Source organism: Streptomyces sp. NPDC047853 (assembly GCF_043204535.1).
Classification (GTDB): domain Bacteria; phylum Actinomycetota; class Actinomycetes; order Streptomycetales; family Streptomycetaceae; genus Streptomyces.
This window is the reverse complement of the sequence record NZ_JBIDCI010000007.1, coordinates 144,364-156,725: the sequence shown is the minus strand read 5'-3', so window position 1 is coordinate 156,725 and position 12,362 is coordinate 144,364. Positions and strand designations below refer to the sequence as shown.

Here is a 12,362-nt window from a genome sequence, read left to right as displayed (position 1 = left end):
ACGAACGGGGGCCATCTCGATGGTTCCCGGACCGGGTGGCTTTCCACCCTGCCCGGCGGTCTCCTCCGTGTACCCGCTCGCCGCGCCTATTGGCCGGCCAGGACCTTGACCAGGTCTTCCGCGGTCCGGCAGCGGTCCAGGAGCTCCTTGACGTGATTACGCGTTCCGCGAAGCGGTTCCAGGGTTGGCACCCGCTGGAGCGAGTCCCGGCCCGGCAGATCGAAGATCACCGAGTCCCAGGAGGCCGCCGCGACGTCGTCCGCGTACTGCTCCAGGCAGCGTCCGCGGAAGTAGGCGCGCGTGTCCTCCGGCGGCTTCGTACGGGCCCGCTCGACCTCCGACTCGTCCAGCAGCCGCTTGATGCGCCCGCGGTCCACCAGGCGGTTGTACAGGCCCTTGTCGGGCCGTACGTCGGCGTACTGGAGGTCCACGAGGTGCAGGCGGGCCGCGTCCCAGTCCAGGTCGTCGCGGCGCCGGTAACCCTCCATGAGCTCGCGCTTGGCGACCCAGTCCAGTTCGCCGGCCAGGCTCATCGGGTTGTTCTCGAGCCGGTTGAGGGTGTCCTCCCAGCGGCCCAGGACGTCCTTGGTCTGGTCGTCGGCGTCCGCGCCGTAGCGCTCCTCGACGTACTTGCGGGCCAGCTCGTAGTACTCCATCTGGAGCTGGACCGCGGTCAGTGTCCGGCCGCTGCGCAGGGTGACCAGGCGCTTCAGCGTCGGGTCGTGCGAGACCTGGTGCAGGGTGCGCACCGGTTGGTCGACGGCCAGGTCGACGGCGATGAAGCCGTCCTCGATCATCGAGAGCACGAGCGCGGTCGTGCCCAGTTTCAGATAGGTGGAGATCTCCGACAGGTTCGCGTCGCCGATGATCACGTGGAGGCGCCGGTACTTCTCGGCGTCCGCGTGCGGCTCGTCGCGGGTGTTGATGATGGGCCGCTTCAGCGTCGTCTCCAGGCCCACCTCGACCTCGAAGTAGTCCGCGCGCTGACTGAGCTGGAAGCCGTGTTCGTGCCCGTCCTGGCCGATGCCGACGCGGCCGGCTCCGGTGAAGACCTGGCGGGAGACGAAGAAGGGCGTCAGGTGGCGCACGATGTCCGAGAAGGCGGTCTCCCGCTTCATCAGGTAGTTCTCGTGCGTGCCGTAGGAGGCGCCCTTGTTGTCGGTGTTGTTCTTGTAGAGGTGGATCGGCTGTGCGCCGGGAAGCTGGGCGGCCCGCTCGGCGGCCTCGGCCATGATCCGCTCGCCGGCCTTGTCCCACAGCACGGCGTCGCGCGGGTTGGTGACCTCCGGTGCGCTGTACTCGGGGTGGGCGTGGTCGACGTAGAGCCGTGCTCCGTTGGTGAGGATGACGTTGGCCAGGCCGATGTCCTCGTCGGTGAGCTGGCTGGAGTCGGCGGCCTCGCGGGCGAGGTCGAAGCCTCGCGCGTCCCGCAGCGGGTTCTCCTCCTCGAAGTCCCAGCGGGCCCGGCGGGCCCGGTGCATCGCCGCCGCGTAGGCGTTGACGATCTGGGACGAGGTGAGCATGGCATTGGCGTTCGGGTGGCCGGGGACGGAGATTCCGTACTCCGTCTCGATGCCCATTACTCGCCGTACGGTCATGCGGCCCTCCTTGCCCGGCGGCGCCCGTCCTGGGCGCCGCTCGCGTACCGCTGGCGCTCCGATGCGTGTGCGGTGCCCGTCCCCGCACTGCGCGACTCGGCGGTACGGAAGAGCCTAGAACGCCTTTGCGCTGGTGGGGAGATCATTTGCGGCATTGCCTTGCTCCAGTCGGGGCTCCGGAAAACAGTCGGCTGCGGGTACCCGCCGAGGGCACCCGCAGCCGCCCCGCCTTTTACAGGTATTGACCGGTGTTCGCCACCGTGTCGATGGAGCGTCCGGTGTCCGCGCCCTGCTTTCCGGTGACGAGCGTACGGATGTACACGATCCGCTCGCCCTTCTTTCCGGAGATCCGGGCCCAGTCGTCCGGGTTGGTGGTGTTGGGCAGGTCCTCGTTCTCCTTGAACTCGTCCACGCAGGCCTGGAGGAGGTGGGAGACGCGGAGGCCCTTCTGGTTCTTGTCGAGGAAGTCCTTGATCGCCATCTTCTTGGCGCGGCCCACGATGTTCTCGATCATGGCGCCGGAATTGAAGTCCTTGAAGTAGAGGACTTCCTTGTCGCCGTTGGCGTAGGTGACTTCCAGGAAGCGGTTCTCCTCGGATTCGGCGTACATGTGTTCCACCGCCGTCTGGATCATGCTCTGGACGGTGGCCGCCTTGTCCTTCTCGTGCTCCGCGAGGTCGTCGGAGTGGAGCGGGAGGCGCTCGGTGAGGTACTTGCCGAAGATGTCCTTGGCCGCCTCGGCGTCCGGACGTTCGATCTTGATCTTCACGTCGAGCCGGCCGGGCCGCAGGATGGCGGGGTCGATCATGTCCTCACGGTTGGAGGCACCGATCACGACCACGTTCTGCAGGCCTTCCACGCCGTCGATCTCGGCGAGCAGCTGCGGGACGATGGTGTTCTCCACGTCCGAGCTGACACCGGAGCCGCGGGTGCGGAAGAGGGACTCCATCTCGTCGAAGAAGACGATGACGGGGGTGCCCTCGCTGGCCTTCTCACGGGCTCGCTGGAAGACCAGGCGGATCTGCCGCTCGGTCTCACCGACGTACTTGTTGAGAAGCTCGGGACCCTTGATGTTGAGGAAGAAGCTCTTGCCGGCGGCCTGGCCGGTCACTTCGGCGACCTTCTTGGCCAGCGAGTTGGCGACCGCCTTGGCGATGAGTGTCTTGCCGCATCCGGGGGGCCCGTAGAGCAGGACGCCCTTGGGCGGTCGCAGCTCGTGCTCCTTGAACAGGTCGGGGTAGAGATAGGGGAGCTCGACGGCGTCGCGGATCATCTCGATCTGTCCGCCGAGGCCGCCGATCTGCTCGTAGCCGATGTCGGGGACTTCTTCGAGGACGAGCTCCTCGACCTCGCTCTTGGGCACGACCTCGTAGACGTAGCCGGAGCGGGGTTCGAGCAGGAGGGCGTCGCCGGGGCGGATGGTGATGCCCCGCAGCGGCTCGGCGAGCCGTACCACTCTCTCCTCGTCGGTGTGACCGAGCACCAGGGCCCGCTCGCCGTCCTCGAGGATCTCCTTGAGGGTGACGATGTCACCGACGCTCTCGTACTCCATGGCCTCGACCACGTTGAGAGCTTCGTTGAGCATCACTTCCTGGCCGCGCCGGAGCTCTTCGAGCTCGACGCTCGGGCTGACGTTCACCCGGAGTTTGCGGCCGCCGGTGAAGATGTCGGCGGTGCCGTCCTCGTTGGCCTGCAGGAAGACGCCGAAGCCTGCCGGTGGCTGGGCCAGCCGGTCGACCTCCTCTTTGAGGGCCACGATCTGGTCGCGGGCCTCGCGGAGCGTACCGGCGAGTCGCTCGTTCTGGGCGGACACGCCGGCCAGATTGGTCTGCAGTTCGACGATCCGCTCTTCGAGGATCCTCGTGTGCCGCGGAGATTCGGCGAGCTTGCGTCGCAGGACGGCGATCTCCTGCTCAAGGTAGGCCACCTGCCCGGCCGGGTCCTCGGACCCGCGTCCCGGGCGGATGCCGCGGTTCATGTCGTCGTCGTGGGCTGCCACGGTCCTCACCTCCTCCAAGGGGAGCTGGACGCTTCCAGACCCTACCTGGGTGGGTGTCGATTGAAACCCCTAGATCACAAAGACTGTCGGGGTGTGTCCGATCTTCACCCTTGCGCTCTCCCTCACGCCAGGGGAATACCCACCGAACGTGAATGGAACCCAGCCGGAGGTAGGGTCGAAGCGTTCAACACCCGTCAGAGCTGGCCGGATTCCCGAAGGGCTCGACGTAGCAAACGGCAGGAGAGATGAGCGTGCAGCAGGAGGCCGGAGTCCACGGCGAGGCGCTCGAGGTCTGGATCGACCAGGACCTGTGTACCGGTGACGGCATCTGCGCGCAGTACGCGCCCGAGGTGTTCGAGCTGGACATCGACGGTCTGGCCTACGTCAAGGGCGCGGACGACGAGCTCCTCCAGGCGGAGGGGGCGACAACGCCCGTGCCGTTGCCGCTTCTCACCGACGTGGTCGACTCCGCGAAGGAGTGTCCGGGCGAGTGCATTCACGTGCGTCGCGTTTCGGACAGGGTCGAGGTCTACGGCCCGGACACAGAGTGACCGAACCGTTACTCATTCTGTACGCTGCGTGACCGGCGGCGGCCGGGTCGCACGCTCCGTCGCGGGACCGCCGGTCAGACGGTGCGCGCCTGGGACGGCGTGTCACGGACGAACGTGCCGTTCTTCCACTGCCACTTCACGTCCTCCGTGACGTCGGGGCAGCAACTGGGCACGTCGGCCGACGAGTAGCCGAGGAGCGTGGCGCGGACGACACCGGCGCGCACCGTGAAGTCGGTGACCGTCCGTCGGTCCCCGGGGTCCACGAGGGTGGCGACGACGCGGGGCGCACCGTCGTCGGCGCCGGGTGTGACGACGTACACCCCGTCGGGCGGGGTGCCCATGGGCGCGTCGCAGTGCACGACGGCCACGGTCTCCGGCCGGCCGTCGCCGTCGAGGTCGCCGGAGGCCTTCTTCTGCACCACCGCCTCGACCGGTCCGCACTCCAGGGGGAAGGCGACGGCCGCCGGGTCGGGGGGCGCGATGTGGGCCGGGGCGTTCTTCTTCTCGGGCACGGCGGTCTGTGCCGCCGTCGCGGCGTCGGGCTGCAGGACCGAGGACAGGGCGACCACCCCGGCGAGGGCCGTGGCGGTGGCGACCCAGTGGATGGGGCGGGTGTGCGTGTGCGACAGGTCCGGAACGGCGGGGTGCTGCACGAGGAGTGTCTCCTGTGAGGGCTGTACCGGCGGGTGTGGCCAGCATCGTGCCACACGTCACAGTGCGGGGGAACGGTGGGGTGGGTACTCGCTCGGGCTGTTGCGTCGGGTGTCGCGTTGCCCTGGCAATGCGACGGCGCCGTGGTCGAGTTCCCGGGAGTGTCCGGGAACTCGACCACGGCGCCTGTACGTTGTTCGCGGCACGGGGCCGCCTCAGCGGCCGGCGCCTCCGTCGGCGTTGGGGCCGTCGTAGTCCTCGCCGTACGCGCCCTTGGCGGGGCGGCGGCGGCGCATGGGCGGCTCGACACCGTCCGCGAGGCGGCGGGCGGTGAGCAGGAAGCCGGTGTGGCCGATCATGCGGTGGTCCGGGCGGACGGCCAGGCCCTCGACGTGCCAGTTGCGGATCATCGTCTCCCAGGAGGTCGGCTCGTTGAAGCAGCCGATCTCGCGGATGGACTCGACGGTCCGGGCGAGCTGGGTGGTGGTCGCCACGTAGCAGCACAGGATGCCGCCGGGCACGAGCGCCTTCTTGACGACGTCCAGGCACTCCCAGGGGGCGAGCATGTCCAGGATGACGCGGTCGACGTCGGTGTCGGAGAGGTTGTCCTGGAGGTCGCCCACGGTGAGCTGCCAGGCGGGGTGCGGGCCGCCGAAGTAGCGCTCCACGTTCTGCCGGGCGATGTCGGCGAAGTCCTCGCGGCGCTCGTAGGAGTGCAGCATGCCCTGGTCGCCGATGGCGCGCAGCAGGAAGCTGCTCAGGGAGCCGGAGCCGACCCCGGCCTCCACGACGCGCGCGCCGGGGAAGATGTCGGCGAAGGCGAGGATCTGCCCCGCGTCCTTCGGGTAGACGACGGCTGCCCCGCGGGGCATGGACAGGACGTAGTCGGGGAGCAGGGGGCGCAGCGCGAGGTAGGCGACGTTCCCGGTGGTGCGGACAACGCTGCCCTCGGGAGCACCGATCAGTTCGTCGTGGGGGAAGGAACCCTTGTGGGTGTGGAAGTTCTTCCCGGCCTCGAGCGTGAACGTGTAGTGGCGGCCCTTGGGGTCGGTCAGCTGAACCTGGTCCCCGACCTTGAAGGGCCCGCGCCTGCGGGCGGCACCGGTCGGTTCGGACATGTGACCAGCCTACCGGTCCCCGGCGGGGCCGCCGACCACGGCGGAGGTCTGGGTGGAGGTCAGGAAGGGCGGGCCATGGCCTTGACGAAGGCGCGCTCCACGTCGGCGGCGGACAGGACTCCGTAGATCTCACCGGTGTCCTCGACCACCAGGTACTCGGTGGCCGGGTTGGCGCGCAGCGCGTCCAGGAGTTCCTCGCCGGAGAGCTCGGCGGAGACGCGCATGCCGTCGGTGAGGTCCTGGGCGAGGCCGCTGACCGGCACCCAGGGGCGGCGGTGCTCGGGCACGCCGACGATGGCGGCCTCGCGGACCAGGGAGACGGGAATGCCGTCGGCGTCCACGACGACCAGGGCGCGGGCGCCCGAGGCGTTGGCGCGCCGCAGGGCTTCGGAGAGCGGGGTGTCGGCCGGGACGGGGACGGCGCGCCGGGTGAGGGCGCGGGCGCGCAGCTCCGGCAGGTGCTCGCGCAGGCGGGCCATGCGGAGGCTGTTCCCGGCGCCGGTCCAGATGATCGCGGCGAGGATCGCGGCGAGCAGGGCGTCCATCACCGTGTCCATGCCGACGTCGTCCACGGCGCCGGAGCCGAGGGCGCTGGTGACCAGGGGCAGCCCGATCAGGACGGCGACGGCGAGGGCGCGGCCGACCCAGGCCGCGGCGACCGTGCCGTTCATCGGCTTGCCGGTGATCTTCCAGACGACGGCGCGGAGCATCCGGCCGCCGTCGAGCGGGAGGCCGGGCAGCAGGTTGAACGCGGCTACGAGGAGGTTGGAGATCATCAGGCCGGCCAGGAGCACGCCGGGGACCGTGCCGGGTTCGACGGGGAGCATCGCGACGTAGAAGACGCCGGCCAGGACGAGGGAGAGCAGCGGGCCGACGAAGGCCAGCACGAACTCGCGGCCGGGGGTCTCGGCCTCCTTCTCGATCTCGGAGACGCCGCCGAAGAACTGGAGCTGGATGCGGCGGACCGGGAGCTTGAAGCGGAGCGCTGCGATGGTGTGCGCCAGCTCGTGGACGAGGACGGAGGCGTAGAAGGCGACCGCGAAGAAGAGGGAGACCAGGTAGCGGGCGGCGCCCAGTTCGGGGAGCACGCGGTCGAGCTGGCCGCCGAACACCCAGGTGATCAGGGCGGCGACCAGGAACCAGCTGGGCGCGACGTAGACGGGCACGCCGAAGGGCCGGCCCATCAGCAGGCCGCCCCCGGGCTCCGGCCGCCGCTGCGGCGGCCGGCCCGGTCCGGTCCCCCCGGTGTGGGCGTCGGCACGGGGGCGGTCGGGGTGGGCGTCGTACGGGCTGTGGCCCGGTTCCACGGGCGGATGGGCGGGGCGGTCACCGCCGGGCGTGCGGGGAGACGATGTCTCGGGGTCCGGTGTGTGAGGACCCGGTGTGCCGGGACCCGGTGTGTGAGGACCCGGTGCCGGCGGGTCCTGCGTCCCCGGGCCCGGTGCCGGCGTACCCGGTGCCGGCGTGTGTTCCCCGGTTGCCGGGCCGGGGTGCTCGCCGGGGGCCTCGCCCGTCGGCCGGGGCGGCCGGGCCCCGGGGCGGTGCCCGGGCGGACCGGAGTCCGCGGGCTGCGGCTGTGCGGAGCCGGTGGCCGGGGCCGTGGAGCTCGCCTCGGGCTCGGCCGGCTCGTCGCTGCCGGACCGCGGGTGCCCGTTCCCGCCGCTCACGTCCACGGTGTCCCCTCGTTCGAAGCGTCTCCCGCGCCTGCCGGACGGGAGGTCTCGTCTCGATGGTATGCGTCCGTCGTGACCCGTTCCGCTCCGGCACCCCCGTGCTTCCCTTCTGTCGCACGGGTCGGGGCCGCGGGAGGGGGACTGTCAGTCGCGGGCCGTAAGGTCTGTGGGCATGGAGACGAGCATCGAGGATGTCGCGGCGGACGCCGGTGGGGCCGCCCGGCCGGCGGTGACGGCGGCGGGCCCCGTGGGCGCGGCGGCGGACTCGGCGGTGGACGGGGCCGTCACCGGCGCCGCGCCCGCCCCTGCGGCCGTGGCGCCCTCCTCGCTCTCGCCCTCCCGGGCCGGTGACTTCATGCAGTGCCCGCTGCTGTACCGGTTCCGGGTGATCGACCGTCTCCCGGAGAAGCCGAGCGAGGCCGCGACCAGGGGCACCCTGGTGCACGCGGTGCTAGAGCGGCTCTTCGACGCCCCGGCGGCCGAGCGCACCGCACCGCGGGCGAAGGCCCTGGTCCCGGGTCAGTGGGACCGTCTGCGGGAGAGCAGGCCGGAGGTCGGGGAGCTGTTCGCCGACGATCCGGAGGGTGAGCGGCTGGCGCAGTGGCTCACCGAGGCCGAGCGACTCGTGGAGCGCTGGTTCACCCTGGAGGACCCGAGCCGGCTGGAGCCGGCCGAGCGGGAGCTGTTCGTGGAGACCGAGCTGGACTCGGGCCTGCGGCTGCGCGGCATCATCGACCGGGTCGACGTGGCCCCCACCGGCGAGGTGCGGATCGTCGACTACAAGACGGGCAAGGCGCCCCGGCCGCAGTACGCCGAAGGCGCCCTCTTCCAGATGAAGTTCTACGCGCTGGTGGTGTGGCGGCTGAAGAAGGTCGTCCCGCGCCGCCTTCAGCTCGTCTATCTCGGCAGTGGTGACGTGCTCACCTACGATCCGGTCGTCGCCGACCTGGAGCGGGTCGAGCGCAAGCTGCTGGCGCTGTGGGAGGCCATCCGGCTGGCGACCGAGACGGGCGACTGGCGCCCGCGGCCCACCAAGCTGTGCGGCTGGTGCGACCACCAGGCGCACTGTCCGGAGTTCGGCGGTACTCCCCCGCCCTATCCGCTGCCCGTGAGGGCGGCCGACCCCGACGACGGCGGACAGGGCAGAATGGGGCCGGACTAGCGAAGGAGACTTACGTGGCCATCCGCGTCCTACTGGTCGACGACCAGCCGCTGCTGCGCACGGGCTTCCGGATGATTCTGGAGGCGGAGCAGGACCTCGCGGTCGTCGGCGAGGCCGGAGACGGCCTCCAGGCACTCGACCAGGTGCGGGCGCTCCAGCCCGACGTGGTGTTGATGGACATCCGCATGCCGCGGATGGACGGCGTCGAGGCCACCCGGCAGATCACCGGGCCCGAGCGGGACGGCCCGGCGAAGGTGCTGGTGCTGACCACCTTCGACCTCGACGAGTACGTGGTGGAGGCGCTGAAGGCGGGGGCCAGCGGCTTCCTGCTGAAGGACGCCCCGGCCGCCGAACTGGTGCAGGCCATCCGCGTGGTGGCGAACGGCGAGGCGATGCTCGCGCCGAGCATCACCCGGCGGCTGCTCGACAAGTACGCCACGCATCTGCCCTCGGGGGACGACCCGGTGCCCAACACGTTGCACACCCTCACCGATCGCGAGGTCGAGGTGCTGAAGCTGGTGGCCCGCGGCCTGTCGAACGCGGAGATCGCCGCCGACCTCTTCGTCAGCGAGACCACGGTCAAGACCCATGTGGGTCATGTGCTGACCAAGCTGGGCCTGCGCGACCGTGTACAGGCAGCGGTGTACGCGTACGAGAGCGGTCTGGTCCGTCCCGGCGCGCAGTAGCGGGCCGCTCGGCACGAAGGGCGCCCTCCTCCCGTGGGAGGAGGGCGCCCTTCGTCGTGGTGTCCGGTGGGGACGTCAGCCGCTCACGCCCCGGCCCAGCTCCCAGACCTGGAGCGTGGAGGAGGAGTTGAGGACGTAGGCCGTGCCGGTGATGTCGTCGCGTGCGGCGACGTACTGCTTGCCCTGCCACAGCGGGATCACCGGGACGTCGTCGGCGGTGATGTCCTGGATCTCGTTGAGGCTGTCCACGGCGGAGAGGCGGTCGGCCTCACGACGGGACTCGGGGATCAGGGTGTTGCGGATCTGCGGGTTCGCGTACGGCGAGTTGAGGGTGTTGTCCTTGTCGAGGAACGGGGCGATGAAGCTGTCGGCGTCCGGGAAGTCGGGGAACCAGCCCATGCCGAAGACGTCGTACTCGCCCTTCAGCTCCGCCGGGCGGAACTTGTCCCAGGGGGCGCCCTGGATGTCGACGTCGAAGAGGCCGCTGTCGTTCAGCTGCTTCTGCAGCTGCTCGAACTCCTGCTTGGTGGCGGCACCGTAGTGGTCCGTCGTGTAGTGCATCGTGAGCTTCACGGGCGTGTCGACGCCCGCGTCCTCCAGCAGGCCCTTGGCCTTGTTCGTACTCGGGTCGCCGTACTTGTTGAAGAACGAGTTGGAGTGGCCGGTGATGCTGGCCGGGACCATCGAGTACAGCGGTTCGGCCTGGGAGCCGTAGACCGCGGAGACGAGTTCGCTGCGGTTGATGAGCTGGGCCATCGCCTGTCGGACGGCCTTGTCCTTCACCGTCGCCGCGTCCGTGTTGAAGCCCAGGTAGCGGATCTCGAGACCGGCCACCTCGACCAGGTCGACGTCGGAGTCCGTGGCGTTGGACAGCTTCTGGATCTGGTCCGGCGTCATCGCACGGGTCATCACGTCGATGTCGCCCTGGTCGAGCGCCTTGCCCATGGCATCGGCGTCCTCGAACGAGACGACCTCGACCTTGTCGTTGTTCACCGTGAGACTCCCCTTGTAGTCGGGGTTCTTGGTGAACACGGCCTTGGTCATCTCGTCGCCGTCGACCTCGGCCTTCATCGTGTACGGGCCGGAGCCGTCCAGTGCGAAGCCCTCGCGCAGCTTGCCCTTCTCGTAGTCGTCGGGGTTGACGATGCCGGCGACCGGGGTCGACAGCTTGTACGGGAAGGTGGCGTCGGCGGTCTTGAGGTGGAAGACGACCTCGCGGTCGCCCTGCGTCTCGATGGTGTCGACGGTCGAGAGCAGACCGAAAACCTGGCTGTCCGCCTTGATGGACAGGGCGCGCTCGATGGAGAACTTGACGTCCTCCGCGGTGACGGCGTCGCCGCCCGCGAACTTCAGGCCGTCGCGCAGGGTGCACGCGTAGCGCTCGTTGCCGGTGTCGGTGAAACCGCACTTCTCGGCGGCCTCGGGCACGGGTTCACCGTCGCCGCGGGGCTGGATCATCAGGGTCTGCGTGGTCTGACGCAGGATGTTCCAGGTGCCGACGTCGTAGGCGAACGCCGGGTCGAGGGGCGCGGGCGCGTCCTCCGAGGCGGTGAACCGGTCCGTGGTGCCGACGACGATCGCGTCCCCGCCGCCGCTGCCGCCGTCGGACCCGCCGCAGGCGGCGAGCACCGGCGCGAGCAGGCCCACGACGGCCGGCAGCACCAAAGTCTTGCGGTTCATGCTCGAGTTTCTCCAGAGCTGTCGGTCCGTGTATCCGGCATGCAGGGGTGTCGCGGCGGATCACGGGGGTAGTGGCCGATGTTCTCGCGACGAGATTAGTCCGCGGCCGCACGGGGGCTCGCAGCCAGTGGAGTTGGGGCCTCATCACGGAGCGAAACCGGGTGCGGACACACCGAAAACCCGACAGTGGAAGGATTAGTGCAGGGTTTCACCAATCAGGACACAAGGGCGCCTCGACAACGTTCGCCAAGCCCGAGACAGCACATCTACGCCTTCGTGTCGACCCCGCGCAAGGTGGCGAACGTCACACTTCGGCCTGGGGTGACGAGCGCCCTTATTCAGCCATCCGGAACGGTCGCAATTCCCCGTCCGTGTCCCCTTGTTGACGTGGGCACGCGGTTTCCGGAATTACCGCGTTGCCGGTGCCGCACGCTCGGTGAACACCTAGCGCATTCGTGTCATCAGGCCGCGCAGGAATGTCAGATCGACCTCTTCCAGCGAGCCGACCACCGTGCGCCGGGCCGCCGGGGTGATGGGCGCCACCGAGGGCACGGCCACCACGTGGCAGCCCGCCGCCTCGGCGGCGGCGACCCCGGTCGCGGTGTCCTCCACGACGGCGCACCGGGCCGGGTCCACCCCGAGTCCGGCCGCGGCGGCCAGGTACGGGTCGGGGTACGGCTTGGTGCGGGGCACCTCGTCGCCGGCCACCGTGAGGGCGAAGTGCTGGGGGCCGAGCGAGGTCAGCACGCGGTCGATGATGCGTCGGTGCGAGGCCGAGACCAGGGCCGTGGGGATCTCGTGCGCGGCGAGTTCGGCGAGCAGGCGGGCGGCGCCCGGCATGAGCGGCAGGGTGCGGGCGATGCGCTGCTCGAAGCCGTCGTTGAGCAGCACGCTCAGCTCGGCGAGGGTGATGTCCGCCCCGGTCGCCTCGATCAGGAAGCCGGCGCTGCGGCTCATGGGACCGCCGACGACGACATGGCGCCACGAGTCGTCCAGGGTGTGGCCGAGGGAGGCGAAGACCTCCACCTCGACGTCCCACCAGAAGCCCTCCGTGTCCACCAGGGTGCCGTCCATGTCGAGCAGCACGGCCTGCAGGGCGGAGCCTTCGGCCGTACGGGTTCCGAGCGCGGGGACCGTACTGGTCATCCACGTACCTCCTTGAGGGACGATCAGGCCGGTTCCCGGGAAGGGAACCGGCCTGCGGTGGACCGACCAGTGTACGTCGTGCGGGTCGAGAACGCCTG

Annotated in this window: 10 protein-coding genes; 3 read left to right on the top strand and 7 right to left on the bottom strand. The window is 70.0% G+C overall.

Annotation, left to right across the window (positions count from 1 at the left end; genetic code table 11):
• Positions 1-86: 86 nt before the first annotated feature.
• A complete protein-coding gene (gene dop / locus ACGF5T_RS15895) occupies positions 87-1,598 on the bottom strand; it encodes a depupylase/deamidase Dop (RefSeq protein WP_356605933.1) in 1,512 nt (503 codons plus the stop codon).
• Positions 1,599-1,830: 232 nt separating this feature from the next.
• Positions 1,831-3,597 carry a proteasome ATPase gene (arc, locus tag ACGF5T_RS15890; RefSeq protein ID WP_356605935.1) on the bottom strand — a complete coding sequence of 589 codons (1,767 nt, stop codon included), beginning with the start codon at positions 3,595-3,597 and terminating at the stop codon, positions 1,831-1,833.
• Positions 3,598-3,842: 245 nt separating this feature from the next.
• On the opposite strand from arc, the gene ACGF5T_RS15885 reads away from it, so the two are divergent.
• Positions 3,843-4,148 (top strand): ferredoxin, encoded by a 306-nt coding sequence (locus ACGF5T_RS15885; RefSeq protein WP_356605937.1) that lies wholly within the window; start codon positions 3,843-3,845, stop codon positions 4,146-4,148.
• A gap of 74 nt (positions 4,149-4,222) precedes the next feature.
• Here ACGF5T_RS15885 and ACGF5T_RS15880 read toward each other — a convergent pair whose 3' ends face one another.
• The 3 genes from ACGF5T_RS15880 to ACGF5T_RS15870 all read right to left on the bottom strand — a co-directional run bounded on the left by ACGF5T_RS15880 (position 4,223) and on the right by ACGF5T_RS15870 (position 7,590).
• Positions 4,223-4,801, bottom strand: a complete 579-nt coding sequence (locus ACGF5T_RS15880; RefSeq protein WP_361012482.1) for a hypothetical protein — start codon at positions 4,799-4,801, stop codon at positions 4,223-4,225.
• A 213-nt stretch (positions 4,802-5,014) separates the two neighbouring features.
• The gene (locus ACGF5T_RS15875; protein ID WP_356605941.1) at positions 5,015-5,917 is read right to left on the bottom strand and encodes a tRNA (adenine-N1)-methyltransferase; all 903 of its coding nucleotides are present in this window, start codon (positions 5,915-5,917) and stop codon (positions 5,015-5,017) included.
• Between the two features lie 59 nt (positions 5,918-5,976).
• Entirely contained in the window at positions 5,977-7,590 is a 1,614-nt protein-coding gene (locus ACGF5T_RS15870) for a site-2 protease family protein (RefSeq protein ID WP_361017545.1), read from the bottom strand.
• A gap of 172 nt (positions 7,591-7,762) precedes the next feature.
• On the opposite strand from ACGF5T_RS15870, the gene ACGF5T_RS15865 reads away from it, so the two are divergent.
• Positions 7,763-8,752 (top strand): RecB family exonuclease, encoded by a 990-nt coding sequence (locus ACGF5T_RS15865; protein WP_356605945.1) that lies wholly within the window; start codon positions 7,763-7,765, stop codon positions 8,750-8,752.
• Between the two features lie 14 nt (positions 8,753-8,766).
• The gene (locus ACGF5T_RS15860) at positions 8,767-9,438 is read left to right on the top strand and encodes a response regulator transcription factor (RefSeq protein ID WP_361017547.1); all 672 of its coding nucleotides are present in this window, start codon (positions 8,767-8,769) and stop codon (positions 9,436-9,438) included.
• A gap of 75 nt (positions 9,439-9,513) precedes the next feature.
• Here the strand turns inward: ACGF5T_RS15860 and ACGF5T_RS15855 are convergent, their stop codons facing one another.
• A complete protein-coding gene (locus ACGF5T_RS15855) occupies positions 9,514-11,118 on the bottom strand; it encodes an ABC transporter substrate-binding protein (RefSeq protein WP_361017549.1) in 1,605 nt (534 codons plus the stop codon).
• 444 nt (positions 11,119-11,562) lie between these two features.
• Positions 11,563-12,264, bottom strand: coding sequence for an HAD family phosphatase (locus tag ACGF5T_RS15850; RefSeq protein ID WP_361017551.1), 702 nt, complete (start codon positions 12,262-12,264; stop codon positions 11,563-11,565).
• Positions 12,265-12,362: the final 98 nt, after the last annotated feature.